At 62.3% G+C, this 20,578-nt stretch carries 20 protein-coding genes; all 20 read right to left on the bottom strand.

The features are described from left to right. Positions 1–225: 225 nt before the first annotated feature. Positions 226–1,095, bottom strand: a complete 870-nt coding sequence (tsf, locus tag ACOYJL_RS01240) for a translation elongation factor Ts (protein ID WP_433568378.1) — start codon at positions 1,093–1,095, stop codon at positions 226–228. 73 nt (positions 1,096–1,168) lie between these two features. Next, positions 1,169–1,963 carry a 30S ribosomal protein S2 gene (rpsB, locus tag ACOYJL_RS01235; protein WP_433568377.1) on the bottom strand — a complete coding sequence of 265 codons (795 nt, stop codon included), beginning with the start codon at positions 1,961–1,963 and terminating at the stop codon, positions 1,169–1,171. Between the two features lie 240 nt (positions 1,964–2,203). After that, positions 2,204–3,139, bottom strand: coding sequence for a site-specific tyrosine recombinase XerD (locus ACOYJL_RS01230; protein ID WP_433568376.1), 936 nt, complete (start codon positions 3,137–3,139; stop codon positions 2,204–2,206). Beyond that, positions 3,136–4,473, bottom strand: a complete 1,338-nt coding sequence (gene trmFO, locus ACOYJL_RS01225) for a methylenetetrahydrofolate--tRNA-(uracil(54)-C(5))-methyltransferase (FADH(2)-oxidizing) TrmFO (protein WP_433568375.1) — start codon at positions 4,471–4,473, stop codon at positions 3,136–3,138. The genes ACOYJL_RS01230 and trmFO overlap by 4 nt, the downstream gene beginning before the upstream one ends. Before the next feature lie 42 nt (positions 4,474–4,515). Then, the gene (locus tag ACOYJL_RS01220; RefSeq protein WP_433568374.1) at positions 4,516–5,415 is read right to left on the bottom strand and encodes a DNA-processing protein DprA; all 900 of its coding nucleotides are present in this window, start codon (positions 5,413–5,415) and stop codon (positions 4,516–4,518) included. Next, positions 5,412–6,911 (bottom strand): YifB family Mg chelatase-like AAA ATPase, encoded by a 1,500-nt coding sequence (locus tag ACOYJL_RS01215; RefSeq protein ID WP_433568373.1) that lies wholly within the window; start codon positions 6,909–6,911, stop codon positions 5,412–5,414. The genes ACOYJL_RS01220 and ACOYJL_RS01215 overlap by 4 nt, the downstream gene beginning before the upstream one ends. Continuing rightward, on the bottom strand, positions 6,911–7,540 hold the full coding sequence (locus ACOYJL_RS01210) for a YraN family protein (protein ID WP_433568372.1): 630 nt from the start codon (positions 7,538–7,540) through the stop codon (positions 6,911–6,913). The genes ACOYJL_RS01215 and ACOYJL_RS01210 overlap by 1 nt, the downstream gene beginning before the upstream one ends. A gap of 181 nt (positions 7,541–7,721) precedes the next feature. After that, on the bottom strand, positions 7,722–8,504 hold the full coding sequence (locus tag ACOYJL_RS01205) for a ribonuclease HII (RefSeq protein ID WP_433568371.1): 783 nt from the start codon (positions 8,502–8,504) through the stop codon (positions 7,722–7,724). Between the two features lie 104 nt (positions 8,505–8,608). Beyond that, positions 8,609–8,953 (bottom strand): 50S ribosomal protein L19, encoded by a 345-nt coding sequence (gene rplS / locus ACOYJL_RS01200; RefSeq protein ID WP_433568370.1) that lies wholly within the window; start codon positions 8,951–8,953, stop codon positions 8,609–8,611. 153 nt (positions 8,954–9,106) lie between these two features. Continuing rightward, the gene (locus ACOYJL_RS01195; RefSeq protein ID WP_433568369.1) at positions 9,107–10,123 is read right to left on the bottom strand and encodes a DUF6273 domain-containing protein; all 1,017 of its coding nucleotides are present in this window, start codon (positions 10,121–10,123) and stop codon (positions 9,107–9,109) included. A gap of 82 nt (positions 10,124–10,205) precedes the next feature. Beyond that, complete coding sequence (locus ACOYJL_RS01190) at positions 10,206–11,273, bottom strand: deoxyguanosinetriphosphate triphosphohydrolase (protein ID WP_433568368.1); 1,068 nt, start codon at positions 11,271–11,273, stop codon at positions 10,206–10,208. A gap of 193 nt (positions 11,274–11,466) precedes the next feature. Beyond that, entirely contained in the window at positions 11,467–14,226 is a 2,760-nt protein-coding gene (gene ppdK, locus ACOYJL_RS01185) for a pyruvate, phosphate dikinase (protein ID WP_433568367.1), read from the bottom strand. A gap of 214 nt (positions 14,227–14,440) precedes the next feature. Next, positions 14,441–14,848 carry a kinase/pyrophosphorylase gene (locus tag ACOYJL_RS01180; protein ID WP_433568366.1) on the bottom strand — a complete coding sequence of 136 codons (408 nt, stop codon included), beginning with the start codon at positions 14,846–14,848 and terminating at the stop codon, positions 14,441–14,443. Positions 14,849–14,921: 73 nt separating this feature from the next. Further along, the gene (glyS, locus tag ACOYJL_RS01175; protein WP_433568365.1) at positions 14,922–17,018 is read right to left on the bottom strand and encodes a glycine--tRNA ligase subunit beta; all 2,097 of its coding nucleotides are present in this window, start codon (positions 17,016–17,018) and stop codon (positions 14,922–14,924) included. Position 17,019: 1 nt separating this feature from the next. Further along, positions 17,020–17,931: a glycine--tRNA ligase subunit alpha gene (locus tag ACOYJL_RS01170; RefSeq protein ID WP_433568364.1), complete on the bottom strand. Its 912-nt coding sequence runs from the start codon at positions 17,929–17,931 to the stop codon at positions 17,020–17,022. Between the two features lie 34 nt (positions 17,932–17,965). Then, positions 17,966–18,553 carry a signal peptidase I gene (gene lepB, locus ACOYJL_RS01165; protein WP_433568363.1) on the bottom strand — a complete coding sequence of 196 codons (588 nt, stop codon included), beginning with the start codon at positions 18,551–18,553 and terminating at the stop codon, positions 17,966–17,968. Next, on the bottom strand, positions 18,553–19,341 hold the full coding sequence (gene trmD / locus ACOYJL_RS01160; protein WP_433568362.1) for a tRNA (guanosine(37)-N1)-methyltransferase TrmD: 789 nt from the start codon (positions 19,339–19,341) through the stop codon (positions 18,553–18,555). Before trmD ends, lepB begins: the two co-directional genes overlap by 1 nt. Beyond that, complete coding sequence (locus ACOYJL_RS01155) at positions 19,338–19,844, bottom strand: ribosome maturation factor RimM (RefSeq protein ID WP_433568396.1); 507 nt, start codon at positions 19,842–19,844, stop codon at positions 19,338–19,340. The genes trmD and ACOYJL_RS01155 overlap by 4 nt, the downstream gene beginning before the upstream one ends. A gap of 34 nt (positions 19,845–19,878) precedes the next feature. Continuing rightward, on the bottom strand, positions 19,879–20,172 hold the full coding sequence (locus tag ACOYJL_RS01150; RefSeq protein ID WP_433568361.1) for a KH domain-containing protein: 294 nt from the start codon (positions 20,170–20,172) through the stop codon (positions 19,879–19,881). Between the two features lie 11 nt (positions 20,173–20,183). Continuing rightward, positions 20,184–20,519 carry a 30S ribosomal protein S16 gene (gene rpsP, locus ACOYJL_RS01145; RefSeq protein ID WP_433568360.1) on the bottom strand — a complete coding sequence of 112 codons (336 nt, stop codon included), beginning with the start codon at positions 20,517–20,519 and terminating at the stop codon, positions 20,184–20,186. Positions 20,520–20,578: the final 59 nt, after the last annotated feature.

Here is a 20,578-nt window from a genome sequence, read left to right as displayed (position 1 = left end):
TCTATCAGAGCAAGCGGCCTAGCCAGCGAAGGCTTAGGCGAGTGCCCAAGCTTTGCATATAAGCGTTGCAAGTTTCTGAAGACGGCGCATCTCAGCGTCCGCCTGGCGCGCGGAAACGAGGAGAGGAGGTCCCAAAGATGGCGCCGAAGCTGGCAAAGAGCTTCAAAAAAAAGAGGCAGGCCCCAGCGTCTGGAGTCTGCCTCTCGAGTCGTGCGCGCTGCGGCGTTACTCGCCGAAGTTGAAGCGGGCGAACGTCACGACCTTGATGTCGTCGCCCACCTCCTTGGAGACCTCCTTGGTCAGCGAGTCGATGGTCTTGTCGGAATCCTTGACGAAGACCTGCTCGGTAAGGACGTTCTCCTTGTAGAACTTCTCGAGCTTGCCCATGGCGATCTTCTCCTGGATTGCCTCGGGCTTGCCGGACTCGGCGGCCTGGGCCTTGTAGATGCCCTTCTCGTGCTCGACGACGTCAGCGGGGACATCCTCGCGGACGGCGGAGACGGGATTGGAGGCGATGACCTGCATGGCGACGTCGTGAGCGTAGGTCTTGAAGGCGTCGGCGCTCGCGGTCTCGGGCTTGGAGAAGGAGAAGGTCACGATGTCGGCGTGCTTGCCGTCGTGGTGCGTGTAGGTGCCAAGGGCGCCATTGTCCGCGGTGACGCGGACGAAGCGGTTGATCTTCATGTTCTCGCCGATGACGTGGATAATCTCGGTGAGCTCGGACTCGACGGTGCCCTGACCCATGGGGCAGGCCTTGAAGGCGTCAAGGTCAGCGGGGTCGTTCTCGGCAACGACCTTGGCAAGGTCGAGGGCGAATGCCTTGAACTTGGCGTTGGTGCCGACGAAGTCGGTCTCGCAGGTGAGCTCGACCATGGCGCCGAGCTTGGTGTCGTCGGAAACCCAGACGCCGATGGTGCCCTCGTTGGTCTCGCGGCCAGCGCGCTTGACGGCCTTTGCAAGACCCATCTTGCGAAGGACGTCGACAGCCTTGTCGATGTCGCCGTCAGCCTCGACGAGGGCCTTTTTGCACTCCATCATTGGGGAGTCGGTCATCTCGCGGAGCTGCTTGACCAGGGCGGCAGAAATCTTTGCCATGTCTTCCTCCTTATTGGAAGTCAGTGTCAGTCAGAAAGTGAGGCACGCGCGTATATCGCGCGAGCATTGCTTGCTACTCCGCGGAAGGAGCCTTCTCCTCGGCAGCAGGAGCCTTGGCGGCGTCGTCGGTGGCGACGGGAGCCTGCTCGACGCCGGACTTCATCTCCTCAGCGGTGATCTGCGTCTCGCCGGTGCCGGCCAGGATGGCGTCGGCCGCGAGCTCGCACATGAGGGAAACGGAGCGGATGGCGTCGTCGTTGGCAGGGACGCCGTAGTCGATGACGTCGGGGTCGGAGTTGGTGTCCAGAAGGCCGACGACGGGGATGTGGAGGCGGTTGGCCTCACGAACGGCGATCTCCTCGCGCTTGGTGTCGACGACGAAGATGGCCTGCGGCAGGCTGGTCATGTCGCGGACGCCGCCGAGGTTCTTCTGCAGCTTGTCGAGCTCCTTGGAGAGAAGCGCCTGCTCCTTCTTGGGAAGCGTGGCCATGCGGCCGTCCTCCACCATGGCCTCGAGCTCCTCCATGCGGGTGATGCGCGAGCGCATGGTCACGAAGTTGGTGAGCATGCCGCCGAGCCAGCGCTGGTTGATGTAGGGCATGTTGCAGCGCTCGGCCTGCTGCTGGATGGGCTCCTGAGCCTGCTTCTTGGTGCCAACGAACAGGACCTTCCCGCCCTTCGCAGCGGTGTCCTTGAGGAAGGTGTAGGCCTTGTCGGCGTCGAGGATGGTCTGCTTGAGGTCGAGGATGTAGATGCCGTTGCGCTCGCCGAAGATGTAGGGCTTCATCTTGGGGTTCCAGCGACGGGTCTGGTGGCCGTAGTGGCAGCCTGCGTCAAGAAGGGTCTGGATAGTGATCTTTGCAGCCATGGTTACCTCCGTTTGGTTGGTCCTCCGCGTGATGTCGACCCAGCCAGACCACCCAAGACCTGGCTTAGGAGCCTTGGGCACCACGGTTGGCTGGTAGTCACGCGTGTGTGATGGGGCCACGCTGGCGCGTGGCTTGCTGGCATATGCACAGCAGTTGGAAAGTATAGCAGCAAACTCCCCCTGTTTGCAGAGGAAATGGCGGGTGTGGAGCACTTGTGGGGATTGCGGCGAGGCCTGACCTCATGACTGGCTTCCCGAGCGCGGATGAGCCTGGCGCGACGCCTCTTTGAGCCTCTCGACCGATACGTGCGTGTAGACCTGTGTCGTAGAGAGGCTCGCGTGACCCAGGAGCTCCTGCACGCTCCTGAGGTCTGCGCCCCCAGAGACGAGCTCGGTGGCATAGGTGTGGCGCATGGCGTGGGGCGTCAGGGTGGGGTCAAGCCCCGCGAGCGCCACGTGGCGCTCGAAGACGCGCCGCAGGGCGTCGGCGCTCATCCTGTTTCCGCGAGTGGAGACAAAAAGGGCATGGGCGGGGTCTCCCCTGCCGCTGCCTTTGCCCATGGCAAGAAGCTTGGGGCGCGCCTCGTCCAGATAGCGCGAGAGCCACTTGAGCGCGACGTCATATAGGGGCACGATGCGTTCCTTGGAGCCCTTGCCAAAAAGGCGCGCCTGCTTCGTCGTCAGGTTCACGTCAGAGACGTCAAGCGCCGACACCTCGGAGATTCTTGCCCCTGAGGCATAGAGAAGCTCGAGAAAGGCCCTGTCGCGAAGACCCTCTGGCGTCGAGGCGTCGCAGGTGGCGAGAAGCGACTGGACGTCCTTGTCGCTCATGGTCTTAGGAAGGCGCTTGTCTCCCTTTGGCATCGCAAGCGCCGCCGCGGGGTCTTCCTTGATCACGCCTTCTCGGTTGAGCCAGCGGTATAGGTCCCTCACGGCGGAAAGACGACGGTCTTGGGTTCTCACCGTGTATCCGGCGCGCCCAAGCTCTGCAAGATATCCCCTCAGCTGGCGATGCGTCGCCTTCAGCGGGTCTACTCCGCGCCGCCTTGCCCAGTCGGAGAACGACTTGAGGTCCGCCTTGTACGCGCGGACGGTGTTGTCAGAGAGCCGCCGGGCATGCCTGAGGTAGTCGAGGAAGCGCTCGCAGAGCCTCTCGAAGCTCTCCACGCTGCTCACGACGGGCTCTCAGTCAATTTTGGGAAGAGGTCTGGCCGCGACTCCACGTAGGAGCGGGTGTCTTCGACGGCGCGAGCGGCGAGCTTCCTTCTCCTGAGGTCCTTCTTTCTTGGCGCGTCGGGCAGCGGCGGCAAGAGACCAAAGTTCACGTGCATGGGCTGGTAGCCCTTGGTCATGGGGTCTGTCGCGTAGGCAACAAGAGAGCCTAGGGCGCCAGTTTGGGGAAGCGACGCGCACTCGACTCCCATGAGGTCCGCATAGGTGTTCACGGCAGCGAGGAGTCCCGACGCGATTGCCTCGACGTACCCCTCGGTGCCCGTGATCTGCCCTGCGAGGCGGCAGCGGGTCCCAGGGATCTTGAACGTGCGGTCGAGAACGTGCGGAGAGTCGACGAAGGAGTTGCGGTGCATGACGCCATAGCGCAGGAACTCGGCATTCTCGAGCCCGGGGATCATGCGGAAGACGCGACGCTGCTCGGGCCAGGTGAGGTTCGTCTGGAAGCCCACGAGGTTGTACGCCGTGCGCGCGCTGTTCTCGGCGCGCAGCTGCACGACTGCCCACGGGCGCTTGCCAGTGCGGGGGTCCTCGAGGCCGACGGGCTTCAGGGCTCCAAAGAGCAGGGACTCGCGGCGCTTGCGCGGCACCTCCTCGACGGGCTGGCAAGCGCTGAAGAGGTCCCTCTGCTCGAAGTCTCGCGCTATCACGCGCTCGGCCGAGAGAAGCGCGTCGACGAAGGCGTCGTAGTGCTCCTTGTCCATGGGGCAGTTGAGGTAGTCGCCTCCCCCGCTCTCGCCGTAGCGGGACTGCTCGAAGGCGACCGTCCTGTCGATGCTCTCCGCAGAAACTATTGGAGCGGCGGCATCATAGAACGACAGCGACTCAGACCCGACTGCATCCCCGATTGCCGAGAAGAGCGCTTCCGAGCACAAGGGACCGGCCGCAATGACGGCGGGGCCCTGGGGAATCTTCGTGACCTCCTGGCGCACCACCTCGATGAGCGGGGCCGCCTCAATGGCGCCGGTAACCGCAGCCGAGAAGAGCTCGCGGTCGACCGCGAGCGCCCCGCCGGCGGGGACCGAGCACTGGCGCGCAATCCCAAGAAGCTTGCAGCCCATGGCGTCAAGCTCATGCTTGAGGACGCCCGGAGCGGTGTCGTCCTTGGTAGACTTAAGAGAATTTGAGCAGACGAGCTCGGCGAAGCGGTCGGTGGAGTGCGCGGGAGACTTGTGCGTCGGCCGCTGCTCGTACAGGCGCACGGGCACCCCACGCGCCGCGAGCTGCAGCGCACATTCGCTCCCCGCAAGCCCTCCGCCTACAACCTCTACTGTCTCCATGCGCGCTCCCTGCCAACAGCTTCGCCTTCAGTCCAACACATCTTACCCTTTGTTTCCGAGGTAGTAGCTCTTGGAGGGAGCATACCGACCGTCGGGAAGCTTCGTCACAAGACCTCCAGCCTCGTAGTCGGAAAGCGAGCGCAGTATGTCGAGCACGTCCTCGTTCAGGCGCTCCGCGAGCTCTTGCGGCCTGGATGGCGACGCCACGAGCGCCGAGAGGAGCCGTCCCTGAGGCCTGCCGGGAGCCCCGTCAGGAACCAGCCGCAGCCTGTCGTACTCCAAGGAGATTGCCGTCTCAAGCGCCTGCTCGTCGCAGATCATCTGCGCTCCCTCTGAGATGAGCTTGTTGGTGCCCGCCGAGAGCGGAGAGAAGATCGAGCCTGGTATCGCGAAGACCGTGCGCCCCAGCCTTACGGCAACGTCTGCGGTGCTCATGGTTCCCGACCTGTTTCCCGCCTCGGTCACGAAGAGGCATTTGGAGAGCGCGGCAATGATGGCGTTTCTCCTTGGGAAGGCAAAGCGCCGGGGCGTTGTGCCCCATGGCTCTATGGAAATGACTGCGCCCCCGCCCGACTCTGCCCGGTCGAAGACGTCCTTCGAGCTTCTTGGGTATACGACGTCTGCGCCGCATCCAGGAATCACCACCGTCTTCCCTCCGTAATCGAGCGCCGCGGCGCTTGCCGCGTGGTCGCAGCCCAAGGCGCCGCCAGACACAACCACTATTCCGCACTCGGCAGCAACGCGTCCTGCCATCTCGGCGACGGCAAGGCCGTACGGCGTTGCCCTTCTCGCCCCCACGATAGACATCATTGGGCGCGAGAGAACGTCGGGGTCCCCTATGCCGTAGATGACCGGCGGTGCCTCCCCCTCCAAATCAGACAGCTGAGATGGATACTTCGAGCTGCCCTGCCGCATCTCCCAGCGGCTCTGTTGCCCGCTCATCGAAGTTTCCTCGAACGGTATTGCAAAGCCTCGGCCACGTCGTCTCGCGTGACCTCCTCGCGCTGATCGACGTCCGCGATGGTTCGCGCAACGCGGGAGACCCTCGTTATGGCGCGCCCGCCGAGCCCCAAGCGATCCGCCGAGCTCTCAAAGTAGGCTCGAGCGCTGTCCTGAAAGCCCATTGCCGCGACTCCAGACTGGTCGCGCTCGCCGCCCCTGCGCGCTTCTCGCCATTGGGAGAAGTCGCGTGCCCCCATGACCTGAGAGCGCATCTCTTGGGTAGAGAGGCCAGAGCTGCCACGAATCACATCGGTTGTCTGCGGGCGTTGGACGTCTACCACAACGTCAATCCTGTCCATGAGAGGCCCTCCTATGCGAGCCTGGTAGGAGGCTATGCGCGCGGGCGTGCAGGTGCACTCGTGGCGATCGTCCCCCAGATACCCGCAGGGGCAGGGATTCGCTGCAGCAACAAGCTGGAAGTCGCAGGGAAAGACGTAGACGCCGTCAACGCGGACGATCCTCACCTCGTGCTCCTCGAGGGGCTGCCGCAAGGACTGAAGGGCGTTGCTGGCAAATTCTGGGAGCTCGTCCAAAAAGAGCACGCCGGCATGCGCGAGAGACACTTCCCCTGGCATCACGGGTCGGCCGCCGCCAACGAGGCCTCCGACGGAGATGGAATGGTGGGGCGCGCGAAACGGGCGCTCGCCTCGCTCGAGCGGCTCCATGGGCTGGCCGGCCACCGAGTGGATGAGCATCGCCTCAGAGCGCTCCTTGTCGGAAAGCGGGGGCAGGATGGTCGGCATCCTCCGAGCGAGCATGGTCTTTCCCGAGCCCGGAGGCCCCACCATAAGCATCCCATGCCGGCCGGCGGCGGCGATTACCATGGCTCGCTTTGCCAAGTCCTGGTCGACGACGTCGGCAAAGTCAAGGTCGGGGCCGCTGGCCGGTATGCTCGCCTCGTCGGCGGCACCCTCCCTGAGCGCAGGCAGCGTCTTCACCCCTGCCATAAGCCTCGAGAGGGCGCAGAGCGCCAGCGCCCCTGCATCCGTAGAGCCAGAAAGGCAAGTTCTCTCGGAGCACACGAGCGAGAGACCCTGCTCTTTTGCAAGCTTGGCGTAGGCGACGGCTCCCCTCACGGGGCACACCGCCCCGTCAAGAGCCAGCTCGCCCACAAAGACGCAGCCGTCAAGGTCAGCCGTCGGAATCTGGTTGGTGGCAGCAAGGACGGCAACGGCAATGGGAAGGTCAAAGCCGGTTCCTGACTTCCTTATTTCCGCAGGCGCGAGGTTCACTGTCACATGAAGTCTCGGGATCTTGTAGCCCGAGGCCTTGATGGCGCAGCGAACACGAGAGCGCGCTTCCAGCACAGAGGCGTCAGGCATGCCGACGATGGAAAGCCCCGGAATGCCGCCAGAGACGCTGACCTCGACAGATATCGGGATTGCCTCGATGCCACGCAAGGTCGCCGTGCGCACCGAGACAGACTCGGAGCCCATCAGTCCTCCCAGCCATACGCGCCAAGGAGGTGGCGAAGCTTGGCGTTTCGCTCTCCCACAATGTTTATCGCGATCACGTCAAAGCGAACGAAGTGCAGCTCGTCGTGGTCGGTGAGATACGCGAGGGCAATCTTGCGGTAGCGCTTCCTTTTGCAGGCATCCACGGCTAGCTCGGGCATGTCGTCCGCATCGGGACCGAGCGCCACGCGCGTCTTCACCTCGACGAGTATGGCCCCGTCGCGATCTTCTTCCGTGTCGCGCGCGATGATGTCGGCCTCGCCAAAGGGGCAGGCCCAGTTTCTGTCAAGAATCTCGTAGTTGTGGCGGGCTAGGTACTCCGCGGCTATGCGCTCGCCCTCCACCCCAACCTCACGCGTGGTCCATTCTGAGAGCGGCTTTCTTGGAACGCAATCGTTGCCCTCTTCGCCAAGTTCGCCAGCTCTCTCAAAGTCGGGTCGGCCAGAGCCCTCCTCTTCCAAGCCCTCGCTTGCCGCAAAGCCATCCACGGGCGCGTTCCCAATTGGCGTCTGGCTGGGGTCTTGGGCTCCGCTATGCCCAAACACGTAGCCCGAGCCTGCCTCTGGACACGTTGCGCCCTGCTGGATGCTTTCGTTGTTGTCTTCTGCCATTGCCACTCCCATCGGTCGCAGTTGCTGGGACTGCGATGATGGCAGAGCGGTCTTCCGGCAACCTTGCGGCAGCCTTTCGGCTCCCTATCGGAAGTCTTTCGGCAGATGTTGGGAAAGAGGGATGTCGGCTGGCACAGACGCAAATGATGAAAGGAATTTATGAAGAGGATTTCTGGGTCCCTCAGAAAAGTGTTGGCTGGTTGAGAAAGTTTCCACAAAACGACACACGATGGATGGGCGTCAGCCCCTTCTCGCGGATGGCAGCAATGTGCTCGGCTGACCCATAGCCCTTGCATTCGGCAAGATGATAGCCAGGATAGACCTCGTCGTAGGAAACCATCAAGGCGTCACGAGTGACCTTGGCGACGATGGAGGCAGCGGCGATGCAGGCAATGCGAGCGTCGCCCTTCACGAGCGTCTTCTCCTTGGGATGAACGTGCACGGGGTTGCCATCGATGAGGACGCAGTCCGGCTCGACGCCAGCATCCTTGATGGCGCGCGACATGGCCATCCTAAGAGCGGCTGACATCCCCACGGCGTCTATGGAGGCAGGCTCGACGTGGGCGATGCCAATGGCAAGGGCCACCTCCGAGATGCGCGCTGCCAGGGACTCGCGCCTCTCGGGAGTCAGCTGCTTGGAGTCATTGACTCCCCACACGACGGGGTCGTCGGGAAGCGCAACGGCCGCGACGGTCAAAGGGCCGGCAAGCGCGCCGCGACCGACCTCGTCGACCCCCAGCACAATTCCGTCGCCGCCCATCTTGCGCATGAGCGCATACATCCCAAGCACGCGCTCGCGCTCGGTCTCTTCTCGAGCAAGGCGCTTCTCGGCTGATGCAAGGGCGCGCTGCACCTGCTTTCGGGGATCGTCCGCATACCGAGCCTTCAGAGCCGCGAACTCCTTTTGGTTTGCCTCTGCGAGCGTTGCGGCAATCTCCCTAGCGCTCACGGGTCTGTTAGCCATGTCGTATCTCCTCCTCACAATCCCCAGCATAGACCCTCATGTCAAGTCCATCTAACAAAAAGGACCGCCCTCTCGGACGGTCCTCATCAAGCCCAAACGAAGAGCTAGTTGCGCTTCTCGCGAATGCGGGCAGCCTTGCCCACGCGGTCGCGCAGGTAGTAGAGCTTCGCGCGATTCACGTCGCCGTGGCGCACGACCTCGAGCTTAGCGATCTTGGGGCTGTACAGGGGGAACGTACGCTCGACGCCAACGCCGAAGCTGATCTTGCGGACGGTGAAGGTCTCGCGCGCGCCAGCGCCGCTCATGCGGATGACGTCTCCCTGGAAGACCTGCTCACGCTCGCGGTCGCCCTCGACGATGCGATAGTGTACCTTGACGTTGTCGCCAACGAGAACCCTGGGGATGTCCTCACGGATCTGCTGGCGCTCGATCGCGCGAATGTAGTCCATAGTTTTCCTCATCTCTAGAGGTGCCGACGCCCAAGCGAACGACACATAGGCTTACACACAAGGACGCATTATAGCCCAGCCATGGCGCGCGTACAAGAAACACATAAGTGACCCGCGCGCAAAGAGCCTCCTGACGTGAGCGAGATGCTCAGGCTACAGGCAGAACCCGACCACGACGCCCGACGTCTCTGACGCCGTGCCCACAGAAGAAGGATAGCCCGTCTCGCTGGCACGATAGAAGTAGCCGTTGGGGTTGAGCTCCATGTAGTTAAGCGGATAGGCGCTGCGGTACCACCACGTGCGGGCAGACCCGCGATACGTCAACGCCAGGACGCCCGTGCCAGAGGAGTCCTGCGTCACTCCGTTAGCCGAGAAGTACTCGTACTGGCTTCCCTCGGCGTTGAGCACCTCGTCATAGTCTGCGGTGCCGGAGATTTCGGTTCCGAACTCGTCTGAGAACCAGCTGATGCGCCCGCAGACCTCCTTTGCGGAGAAGAGCCAAAGGGTGTCGGAGGTGGTTGTAACCGACGCGACGTCTGACGTCTCGCCAACGTTGTTGGTGGCTTTGTCAACAGCGACGATGACTGACTGCAGATCTTCGGGAAGGAGCGACATGCCATCAGAGGAAAGCCAAGACCTGAGCCAAGACGACTCCCATCCCCCATCCGAGCTGTTCTCTTGGTTCATGGGCTGCTCGGAGACCATGGAAAGCATCAGCGTAATGCCCGCAACCCCCTGGCCGTCAGAGCGCTGGTCATGGCGGATGCCAACAATGCGGGCGTACGCAAGCGTGTTGTCGCTAAGGACGACCTCGCGAGTTGAGCCCGTGGGAACGCCGTTCTCGTCCACCAGGTTGTAGTATTCGGCAAGCTGCCTGCCAGAGTCATCGTCAGGTGCGGCCGCGATCTCTGACGAGATGCGCGAGAGCTCGTCCCACGTGTAGTAGGAGAACTGCTTGGGCTCCACCGGCGACTCTTCCTGAGACTGCTGGGTCTGCTGATCGCTGGATTCCTGCGAGTCTTGCCCGGTGAGCTGGGCAACGATGGGCTGCAGCGTTCCGTTGAGCGTGAGCACGAGCACAAGCGCGCAAGCGCACACGAAGATGACGGCGATAACCAAGGGCGCAGATGTCCCCCGCGACTTTTTCCGAGAATGCTTGCCTGTATTCATCGTCCTCCTAAAATAGCCAACTTATGAAGGATATACCAGACAAGCTGTCCTTGGCGAGCCCTGGACCCACCTGTGGCGCTCATCAGGAGCTCGAATGGCTTCCGGCAATCCCCTTCCATGATTTTGGAACCATGATGTCCTCGAAGACGCGCACCGCGTAGCGATCGGTCATTCCAGAGACGTAGTCTGCAACCTGAATGTCTGGATGGTCGCTGTCATGGCGCCGATACTCGTCGGGGACTTCGTCCAAATGGCAGACGAGATAGTCGAAGAGCTGCTCGATCATGCGGCTCGCCTTGGGCTCCTCAACCTTTGCGTCACCCCTTGTGTAGAGCGACTCGAAGAGGAAGTGGCGCATGTCCATCATCGCTCCCCAAACCTTGTCAGACATCACGATGTCCCCATGAGCGGCCGAGCAGGCGCAAATGTCTCTCACCATGGTGTCGATGCGCTCGGAGGAGCTGCCTCCGAGAATTTCGCGGGGCTCGGTTGGGAGAAGCGACTCCGTCAGAAGGCCGGCCCGTTCGGCATCGTCGATGTCGTGGCATACATAGGCGATCCTATCGGCGCATGCGACGATCCTCCCCTCGAGAGTCATTGCCCGCTGGCTCCCCGTGTGGCATTGGATGCCGTCAAGCACCTCCTGGCAAAGGTTGAGGCCGCGGCCGTCCTTCTCCAGAAGGGTTACAACGCGGACGCTCTGGAGGTTGTGGCGGAAAAGTCGCCTCCCCTCGTCAGACGTGGCGTCAATGCCGCGATAGCGCGCGATGGCAGACGAAAGGGCGCGCTCTCCGCAGTGCCCAAAGGGCGTGTGCCCCAGGTCGTGGCCAAGCGCGATGGCCTCGGTCAGGTCTTCGTTCAGGGAAAGCGCGCGAGCGACGGTGCGGGCAATCTGGGCAACCTCAAGCGTATGAGTGAGGCGCGTCCTATAGTGGTCTCCCTCTGGTGCGAGAAACACCTGGGTCTTGTTCGCCAGCCGGCGGAAGCTCTTGCAGTGAAGGATTCGGTCGCGGTCTCGCTCGAAGCAGGGACGAAGCGAGTCCTCTTCCTCCGGCCTTGCGCGGCCGAGCGTGTCAGAGCTCTGGCAGGCGAGCTCGCAGAGCGTACGATGCTCGCGTTCGATCTGATCTTCTCGTAGAAGCATCTTCATGGGCAATCACCCCTTCTACGTGCGCGTACGCTGCCGATACTAGCAGATGCGGCAAGGGCACACACGGCAGAGAGGCCTTAGGACCCACAATGGTGACCTCGCCGCTGTCGTGCGCCATGAAAAAGGCGGCCTGGCGCCGGTGAACCCGGCAACCAAGCCGCCTGTCAGTGCGAAAGCTACGCCAGATGGCTACTTACTTGGCAACCTTCTGAGCGCCGCCATTGGACTCGATCTTCGCCTGAGCCGCAGCAAGGCGTGCGATGGGCACGCGGTACGGCGAGCAGGAGACGTAGTCAAGACCGAGGTCGTAGTACATGTGGATGGACTCGGGGTCGCCACCGGTCTCGCCGCAGACGCCGCAGACGATGTCCGGGTTGCCCTTGTGTCCGCCCTTGACGCCCATGTCAACCAGCTTGGCAACGCCCTCGTCAAGAGTGGCGAACGGGTTGGTCTTGACGATCTTCTTCTCGAGGTAGAGCGGCATGAACGCAGACTCGACGTCGTCGCGGGAGAAGCCGAGGCAGGTCTGGGTCAGGTCGTTGGTGCCGAAGGAGAAGAAGTCGGCGTGCTTGGCGATGTCCTCGCTCATGATGGCAGCGCGAGGCAGCTCGATCATGGTGCCGACGGGGATGTCGAGCTCAACGCCGGTCTCCTCGGCGACGGCCTTGACATTCTCCTCGATGATGGCGCGAACCTGCTCGATCTCGGCCTCGAAGGCTACGAGCGGGACCATGATCTCGGGCTTGGGGTTGAAGCCCTGCTTCTTGAGCTCTGCGGTAGCGCCCGCGATGGCACGAACCTGCATGACGTTGAGCTCAGGGTAGACAAGGCCCAGACGGCAGCCACGAAGGCCGAGCATCGGGTTGGCCTCCTGGAAGGAGTCCAGCTTGTCCATGAGAGCGCGCTTTGCGGTGACGTCCTTGCCAGCGGCCTCGTCCTTCGCGATCTCGACGTCGAGGGCGCGCGGGTTGTCGAGGAACTCGTGCAGAGGAGGATCGAGAAGACGGACGATGACGGTCTTGCCGTCCATAGCCTTGAACATGCCAAGGAAGTCGCCCTTCTGGGCAGCGCCAAGCTTCTCGAGGGCCTCCTGCTTGGTGGCCTCGTCATCAGCAAGGATGAAGCTCTGGATGAGCTGCTTGCGGTCGCCCAGGAACATGTGCTCGGTACGGTCGAGGCCGATGCCCTCGGCGCCGTTGTCAGCAGAGAGCTGGGCGTCGGCAGGGTTATCAGCGTTGGCGCGAACGCCCATGACGCGACCGCGCTCGGGGTTCAGACGAACCTCGTCTGCCCAGTCGAGGATGGTCTCGAGGTCGCCGCCAAGCTGCGGGCGAACCAGGGGCACCTCGCCCAGGATGACATCGCCAGTGGTGCCGTCGATGGAGACGACGTCGCCCTCGTGGAGCTCGACGTCGGTGCCGGCTACCTTGCAGACCTTGTTGGGGGCGTCGATCTGGAGGGCCTCAACGCCGCAGACGCAGGGTGCGCCCATGCCACGGGCGATGACGGCCGCGTGGGACGTCTTGCCGCCGTGGGAGGTAAGGATGCCCTCAGCGGCAACCATGCCCTTGAGGTCGTCAGGAGTGGTCTCCCAGCGAACGAGGATGCAGGGCTTGCCGTCCTTGGCGAACTTCTCGGCGTCCTCGGAGGAGAAGACGACGGCACCGGTTGCAGCGCCAGGAGAGGCGTTCAGGCCCTTGGCGAGAACCTCGTACTTGGCGGAGGGGTCGAACTGCGGGTGCAGGAGCTGGTCAAGCTGCTCCGGGGCGACGCGCATGACGGCCTCTTCCTTGGAGATGCGGCCCTCGTTGTACATGTCGATGGCGACCTTGAGCGCCGAGAGCGCGGTGCGCTTGCCAACGCGGGTCTGCAGCATCCAGAGCTTGCCCTCCTGGATGGTGAACTCGAGGTCCATCATGTCAGCGTAGTGATCCTCGAGGATCTCGAAGACATGATAGAGGTCCTTGCCAGCCTGCTCGAGGCCGGGGGTCTTCGGGAGGTCGGCGATGGGCTGGGTGTTGCGGATGCCAGCGACGACGTCCTCGCCCTGAGCGTTGACCAAAAAGTCGCCGTAGCGCTCGTTGGTGCCGTCTGCGGGGTTGCGCGTGAAGGCAACGCCGGTTGCAGAGGTGTCGCCCATGTTGCCGAAGACCATGACCTGAACGTTGACAGCGGTGCCGAGGTCATCGGGGATCTTGTTCTGCTTGCGGTAGAGGATGGCGCGCGGGGTGTTCCAGGAGCCAAAGACTGCCTGCTCAGCAAGGCGGAGCTGCAGGTAAGGATCGGACGGGAAGACGGCCTTGCCATTCTCGACGACCTCGGGGTACTTCTCGGGGTCGACGTTGTCGGTGAAGATCTGCTTGAAGGTCTTCACGAGGTCCTTGAGGTCAGCGGCATCGAGCTCGGTATCGAGCTTGACCCCCTTCTCGGCCTTCTTGGCGTTGATGGCATCCTCGAAGAGCTGGCCGTCGACGCCCATGACGACGTCGGAGAACATCTGGACGAAGCGGCGGTAGGAGTCCCAACCGAAGCGCTCGTTGTTGGTCTTCTTGATAAGACCCAGGACGGAATCGTCGTTAAGGCCAAGGTTGAGGACCGTGTCCATCATGCCAGGCATGGAGAACGGAGCGCCGGAACGGACGGAGACCAGCAGCGGGTCGTCCTTGTCGCCGAGCTTCTTGCCCATGCGCTTCTCGAGGTCCTTGCGGTAGACGTCGATCTCGTCAAGTACGCCCTCGGGCCAGACATTGCCGGCGCTGGAGTACGCAACGCAGGTCTGGCACGTAATCGAGAATCCCGGAGGAACCGGGAGGCCGATGTTAGCCATCTCAGCAAGGTTTGCACCCTTGCCGCCGGTGATCCACTTGGCCTCGTCGACGGTCTTGCCGGCGACTTCGGTCACGTTGTTGCCGTTTTCGTCCATGCCGAAACGGTAAACATGCTTCTCAGCCATTTCACTCCTACCCTTATTCGAACCAAACGCGCCTTTCAGCGCGCACTTACACAAACTGTTGCGGGCATCCGCAGCACGCAGTAATTCTAACAGTCTGACGTCAAGACTTCCCCTAAATAAAAAAGCTAATCACGCATGGCAAGTCTCAAACAATATTCACCGAATTTGCTACGAATAAGGGGCCGGACTTGCGCCCGGCCCCTGTTGGCGACACTTACTTGTCCTGTTCTTCGTTCTTCGAAGCGTAGACGGCGCCGATTGCGTGGCTCGGCTCCTCTCCGGTGAGCGTAGAGATGACGGTGACCGCAGGTCCAAGAAGGTCAATCGATGGAATGCCCCTGCGATCCAGCTCGCGGCGAATCTCGCGACGGAGCTGTCCGTTTGCGAAGGTGTGGAACACGGCGCAAGGACGCTCGGAGTCGAAGTTCTTGTCAAAGTAATCGCGAACCTGGTCGACGGAGTTCACATTTGAGATCCGGACAATGTCTACCGAGCCGTCGCCAAACTGAGCCGCCGCCGCTTCAACCACTGCCTTAGCCGTCTCGCCACGAGCATCCGAGATGACGTAGATGACGGGCACGGCATGGCTGAAGATGTCGTCGTCCAAATCAAGGCGCTTCATGATCAATCCTCCCGTGACGCGGAATTAACAAATCTCACTCAGAGATGAGTGTAGCAACTTTTACCTCTATAGCCTATTTCTTCTTCGATAGCGCGCCAATATCGGCGACATCGCCAAAGACGCCCGAGAAACGGTTAAGAATCCGCAAACGGTTGTCTCTGATGGAAGGATCGGGATCCATCACGAGAACGTCGGTGAAGAAGGTGTCGATTGGGTCGCGCAGGTTTGCAAGAGCGGCGCAGGCCGCGTCAAAGTCGCCAGCGGCAAGGGCGGCGGACACGTCGGCCTCCCCCTTCTTGACGGCATCGAGAAGTGCCCGCTCGGAGTCTCCAAGAAGGGCCTCGTCGACGTCGCTGCCCAGCTTTGGGTCCGCCAAGTGTGCGGCGCGGGCGTAGGCGGTGGCAAGGTCTTCGAACAGTTCGGGGCGCTCCGAGCGCGCAGCGTCAAGCGCGTGGGCACGGCGCAAGAACTCGTCGGGGTCGATCACGCCCACGGCGCTCACGGCCTGGATGACGTCAGGAGCGATCTTCTCGTCACGAGCGATTGCGGCGAGGCGACCTTGGAAGAACTTCTCGACAGAAGCAGCAACTTTGTCGGCGTCAAACGAGAGCCCCTGCTCCTTGTAGGAGCCGAGCGCAAGAGCGATGAGGGGCTTAAGGTGCACCGTGGGGAGTGCACGCAACATATTGATGATGCCAATGGCGGCTCGGCGAACGGCAAAGGGGTCGGAAGAGCCAGTGGGCGGCTCGTCTATGGCAAAGATGCCGCAGACGGTGTCAAGCTTGTCAGCGATGGCCACGCAGGTGCCGACGAGGTTGGAGGGCAAATCGTCGCCAGCGAAGCGCGGGCGATAGTGCTCGCGGATGGCCACGCAGACGTCGTCGGGCTCGCCGGCGGCCTTTGCATAGTAGCCACCCATGACGCCCTGCTGGTTGGTGAACTCAACAACAGCCTGGCTCACAAGGTCGGCCTTGGCGAGATGCGCCGCGTGGGTTGCATGGCTTACCGTTTGCGCGTCAGCGCCTGCGGCCGTGGCCACGGCAGGAGCGATTGCCTCCATGCGGGTGACCTTCTGGCGCACGGTGCCGAGCTTCTCCTGAAAGACGACCTTGTCAAGGCGCTCGACAAACTCGTCCATAGGAACCTTGAGGTCCTCGTCGTAGAAGAACTTGGCATCGTCGAGACGGGCGCGCACGACGCGCTCGTTTCCATCGATCACAGTCGCGGAGCAGGCGGGGTTGGCGTTTGAGACAACGACGAACTCGCGGGTCAGCTCGCCGTCAGCGTCGTAGATCGGGAAGTAGCGCTGGTTGGAGAGCATGGACTCGCAGATGATCTCGTGCGGCACCTTGAGAAACTCCTCGTCAAAGAAGCCGACGAGCGATGTGGGCCACTCGCAGAGGTTCACGACCTCGTCGAACGTGCGCTTGGGCATGTCCACGCGGGCGCCGCCGCGCTCGGCCTCGATCTTTGCCACCTGCTGGCGGATGACCTCGGCGCGCTTGGGGGCGTCAAGCACATAGGCGTCCTCCAGGACCTTCTCGTAGTCCGCAGGCTCGCTCACGACGTGGTCGCCGGGCGCGAGCACGCGATGGCCGCGCGTGGTGTTAGACGAGGTCACGTCTGCGTAAGTGACGGGCACGACCTCGCTGCCAAGAAGGACGCAGAGCCAACGGATGGGGCGCACGAAGGTCTCGTGCTCAGACCCCCAGCGCTGGCTGCGGTAGTTTGGCCACTCGATTTGGGCGATGACGTCGTGCGAGAGCTTTGAGAGAATGGGCATTGCAGGACGAGACGGGATGTTCCGCTCGGCAAACACGTACTCGCGACCATCGGAGTCAACGCGGCGCGCAAGGTCGGCAGCGTCGATGCCAAACTTGCGGGCAAAGCCCATGGCAGCCTTTGTTGGATTTCCGTCGGCGTCAAAGGCGATGCTCGCCGCAGGTCCACGCTTCACCTCGTGGACGCTCTCGGTCGCCATCGCAACGTCAGAGACCAGAGCCGCAAGCCGGCGCGGGCTGGAAATCACGCGGACCGAGCCATGGGAAAGCCCAGCGTCGTCCAAGCCCTTCTCCACAAGCTTCGGAAGCTGCTTGGCAGCGTTGATGAGCGGGGCAGACGGCATCTCCTCGGTGCCGATCTCAAGCAGAAAATCCCTCGTATCGGCCATCCTAGGCCACCTCCCCCTTCTGGGCTCCGTCGTCAGTCTTGCTTGCGACCTCTGCTAGGTACGACTCACAGCAAAGTTTCGCGATCGTGCGGACGCGCAGGATGTAGTTGGCGCGCTCGGTCGCAGAGATGGCGCCGCGGGAGTCGAGCAGGTTGAAGGCGTGGCTGCACTTCATCACGCAGTCATAAGCGGGCAGCGGCAGCTTGCGGTCAAGGCAGCTGTGGCACTCGGCCTCGTAGTCGTCGAACTTCTGGCGCATCATGTCCACGTTTGCGACCTCGAAGTTGTAGGCGGAGAACTCGCGCTCGTTCTCGAGGAAGACGTCGCCGTAGGTCATCGGCGTCCCGTCGGGCAGGTAGCTCCACACGATGTCATAGACGGAGTTCTTGCCTTGCGCATACATGGCGATGCGCTCCAGGCCGTAGGTGATCTCGACTGGCACGGGGTCTACCTCGATGCCGCCCACCTGCTGGAAGTAGGTGAACTGCGTGACCTCCATGCCGTCCATCCAGACCTCCCAGCCCAAGCCCCAGGCGCCAAGGGTGGGGCTTTCCCAGTCATCCTCGACGAAGCGGACGTCGTGGTCCGCCGGGTCAAGGCCGATTGCCGCGAGAGACCCCAGGTAAAGGTCCTGCGAGTCGGCAGGAGAGGGCTTCAGGAGCACTTGGAACTGGTAGTAGTGCTGCATGCGGTTGGGGTTCTCGCCATAGCGGCCATCGGCGGGGCGGCGGCATGGCTGCGGGTAGCAGGTGCGCCAGGCGTCAGGCCCCAGCGAGCGCAGAAGCGTGGCGGTATGGAAGGTGCCAGCGCCCACCTCAGAGTCGTATGGCTGCATGACGGTGCAGCCCTGCTCGGCCCAATAGTGCTCGAGCGCAAGGATCATGTCTTGGAACGTCAACGGGGATTCGCTCATTTGATTCCTCTTCCCAAAGCGTCAAAGCCCTTCCCTAGAGGGTCTTGATGTCCTCGATTGGCCAGTAGATGCAAATAACCTTCGACGTCACCGAGCTCACGGGGACGGGGCCGAAGTAGCGAGAATCAAGGGAGTTTGTCCTGTTGTCTCCCATGACCCAAACGTATCCGTCAGGAACGGTGTAAGGATAGGTGATGCCAGCGGACCCGGCTGTGTCGGAGAGCGAGTAGGAGGGCTTTCCCTCGGTATAGGGCTCGTCCAGCGCCACGCCGTCCACATAGACGACGCCGTCGCGCAGGTCAACGGTCTGCCCGCCAACGGCAATCACGCGCTTGACGAGCGTCGTGTCGGAGTCGGTCACGCTCTTGAAAGTGACGACGTCCCCCTGGTCTGGGTCATCCCAGAGAAGCGAAATCCTAAGGCCGAAGATGAGGTCGCCCTCCTGGATGGTGTCAAGCATCGAAGCCGTAGGAACCACGTTGACTTCGACGACAAAGAGGCGCAGAAGGACTGCGATGACGAAAGCTACGAGAATCGTGACAAAGACGTCAAAGCCCGCTCCATGCTTCCTGCCGCCCTTCTCGGTAGTGGAAGTCTTTGGATCTTCAGTCTGGTAAGCCATCAGTGCTGCGCCTCCTTGGTCTTTCCGTCGGCGTCCGAGCCTTCGTCCGTACGATTCTTTGCCTCGTCCATGACGCGACGGGCAAGCTCCCACTCTTCGTCCGAGAGCCCCGCCCCTTGGAGAAGGTCGGGCCGCCACAGAGCGGTCCTTTTGATGGCGCTTTCCCTGCGCCATGCATCGACCGCCGCGTGGTCTCCCGAGAGGAGCACGTCGGGCACGCGAAGCCCATCATAGTCCGCCGGGCGTGTGTACTGGGCGTACTCCAGAAGGCCATCAGAGAAAGACTCGTCCTCAGCGCTCCGCTCGTCGCCCAGCGCGCCAGGAAGCAGCCTAACGACCGAGTCGATCACCACAAGGGCAGGAAGCTCTCCTCCGGTGAGCACGTAGTCGCCAAGCGAGAAGACCTCGTCTGCAAGCGTGTAGGCTCGCTCGTCCATCCCCTCGTAGCGACCGCAGACGAGAAGGATGCGCTCGTATCCTGCAAGCTCGCGCGCGCATGACTCGTCATAGCGCCTTCCGCAGGGCGAGAAGAACACCACGTGCGGCGAGACGTCACCGCGAGTGGAGATGTCGCGAATCGCCTCGAAGAGCGGCGCGGGCTTCATGAGCATGCCTTGTCCGCCGCCAAACGGGGCGTCGTCAACGGTGCGGTGGCGATCGTGCGTCCAGTCCCTGAGGTCGTAGGCCTCGAACGAGAAGATGCCCCTCGCCTGGGCGCGACCCATAATCGACGCGGAGAGGTATGGCTCGAAGACGTCAGGAAAGACAGAGAGCGTCTCGAAGATCATGCGCTCTCCCCTCCCTCGGACTCAAATCCAAGCCCGTCGGGGACATTGACGGTGATGGCACCCTTGCTGGGGACTTCGGATACGACGGAATCGATCACGGGAAGGAGCAGCTCTCCGCGCCTTCCCTCGATGACCCAGACGTCGTTTGCGGGACCCACCATGACCTCTTCGACGATGCCGAGCTCGCCAAGGGCGGGGTCTATGACCTCGCGGCCAAGAATCGCGCTTGCGTCGTGAAGCGAGATGTCTTTTGGAAGGTCGTCCTCGCAAGCCAAGAGCTGGCGTCCGACAAGTCGCTCGGCTGCGGCAATGCTGGAGACTCCCTCAAACGAGACGAGCTGCCCCGCACCGGAGCCCTCGCTCACGCGTGATACGACAAACGAGCGGGGTCCCTTGAGATGCGGCGGCACCACGAAGACCTTGAGGCCTTCGCGCATAAGACGGGGAAGGCCGTGAACGGGAACCGTCACGACCTCCCCCCTTCTTCCGTGCGGCTTTTCCACACGGGCTATGATTCTGAACTGCTGACGCACGAGACTAGCCTACGACCTCAACCTCGACCGAGGTCCCCACGCGCTGGCCCAACGCATGGGCCAAGGTACGGATAGCCTTTATCGTACGACCTTTGCGACCAATCACGCGGCCTGCATCGGCCTCCGCGCAATTGACCTCGATGAGAGAACCGTCCTCTCCGTCGGTGACGTCAAGGGAAACAGCGTCTTTGTCGTCAACGAGACCGCAGACTATGTACTCGACTAGATCCGCAACCTTGTCAGAGGGCATCTCGTCGACGTCGGGCTCCTCTTCGCTCATCCCAATGGTCTCATCCATGGGACCACCCGCTACTCAGCGGCAGACTCGGCAGCAGCCTTCGCAGCCTCGGCAGCCTTAGCAGCGGCCTTCTTCGAGAGCTTGGCCTTCTTCTCGGCAGCGGGAGCGCCGGTGCGGGCGATGTCAATCAGGTGAGAGACGGCATTGGTGGGCTGGGCACCCTTAGAGACCCACTCATCGACCTTCTCGAGGTCGATCTCGATGGTCTTGGGGTTGGTCATGGGGTTGTAGCGACCAACCTGCTCGATGTAACGACCGTCGCGAGGCATGCGGCCGTCAGCGACGACGACGCGATAGTACGGGTGCTTCTTGGCGCCGTGACGGGCCAGGCGAATCTTAACTGCCAATGAAAACTCCTCCAAACAAGCGGTGCCTGAGTAGATGGGAATGGCTGCACCGCATAGCC

Origin of the sequence: Tractidigestivibacter sp. (assembly GCF_050946515.1) — a bacterium.
GTDB lineage: Bacteria > Actinomycetota > Coriobacteriia > Coriobacteriales > Atopobiaceae > Tractidigestivibacter.
The sequence above is the reverse complement of the archived record's forward strand: the minus strand, read 5'-3'. Positions and strand labels throughout refer to the sequence as shown.

Excerpts from the sequence above, each read along its gene's own strand:
- glyS (WP_433568365.1), bottom strand. The coding sequence starts at position 17,018 with ATGGCCGATACGAGGGATTTTCTGCTTGAGATCGGCACCGAGGAGATG.
- ACOYJL_RS01215 (WP_433568373.1), bottom strand. The coding sequence starts at position 6,911 with ATGGGCTCCGAGTCTGTCTCGGTGCGCACGGCGACCTTGCGTGGCATC.
- ACOYJL_RS01220 (WP_433568374.1), bottom strand. The coding sequence starts at position 5,415 with ATGAGCGGGCAACAGAGCCGCTGGGAGATGCGGCAGGGCAGCTCGAAG.
- tsf (WP_433568378.1), bottom strand. The coding sequence starts at position 1,095 with ATGGCAAAGATTTCTGCCGCCCTGGTCAAGCAGCTCCGCGAGATGACC.
- ppdK (WP_433568367.1), bottom strand. The coding sequence starts at position 14,226 with ATGGCTGAGAAGCATGTTTACCGTTTCGGCATGGACGAAAACGGCAAC.
- ACOYJL_RS01190 (WP_433568368.1), bottom strand. The coding sequence starts at position 11,273 with ATGAAGATGCTTCTACGAGAAGATCAGATCGAACGCGAGCATCGTACG.
- ACOYJL_RS01170 (WP_433568364.1), bottom strand. The coding sequence starts at position 17,931 with ATGAGCGAATCCCCGTTGACGTTCCAAGACATGATCCTTGCGCTCGAG.
- rplS (WP_433568370.1), bottom strand. The coding sequence starts at position 8,953 with ATGGACTACATTCGCGCGATCGAGCGCCAGCAGATCCGTGAGGACATC.
- ACOYJL_RS01210 (WP_433568372.1), bottom strand. The coding sequence starts at position 7,540 with ATGGCAGAAGACAACAACGAAAGCATCCAGCAGGGCGCAACGTGTCCA.
- trmD (WP_433568362.1), bottom strand. The coding sequence starts at position 19,341 with ATGATCTTCGAGACGCTCTCTGTCTTTCCTGACGTCTTCGAGCCATAC.
- ACOYJL_RS01205 (WP_433568371.1), bottom strand. The coding sequence starts at position 8,504 with ATGGCTAACAGACCCGTGAGCGCTAGGGAGATTGCCGCAACGCTCGCA.
- ACOYJL_RS01180 (WP_433568366.1), bottom strand. The coding sequence starts at position 14,848 with ATGAAGCGCCTTGATTTGGACGACGACATCTTCAGCCATGCCGTGCCC.
- ACOYJL_RS01195 (WP_433568369.1), bottom strand. The coding sequence starts at position 10,123 with ATGAATACAGGCAAGCATTCTCGGAAAAAGTCGCGGGGGACATCTGCG.
- ACOYJL_RS01150 (WP_433568361.1), bottom strand. The coding sequence starts at position 20,172 with ATGGATGAGACCATTGGGATGAGCGAAGAGGAGCCCGACGTCGACGAG.
- lepB (WP_433568363.1), bottom strand. The coding sequence starts at position 18,553 with ATGGCTTACCAGACTGAAGATCCAAAGACTTCCACTACCGAGAAGGGC.
- trmFO (WP_433568375.1), bottom strand. The coding sequence starts at position 4,473 with ATGGAGACAGTAGAGGTTGTAGGCGGAGGGCTTGCGGGGAGCGAATGT.
- rpsB (WP_433568377.1), bottom strand. The coding sequence starts at position 1,963 with ATGGCTGCAAAGATCACTATCCAGACCCTTCTTGACGCAGGCTGCCAC.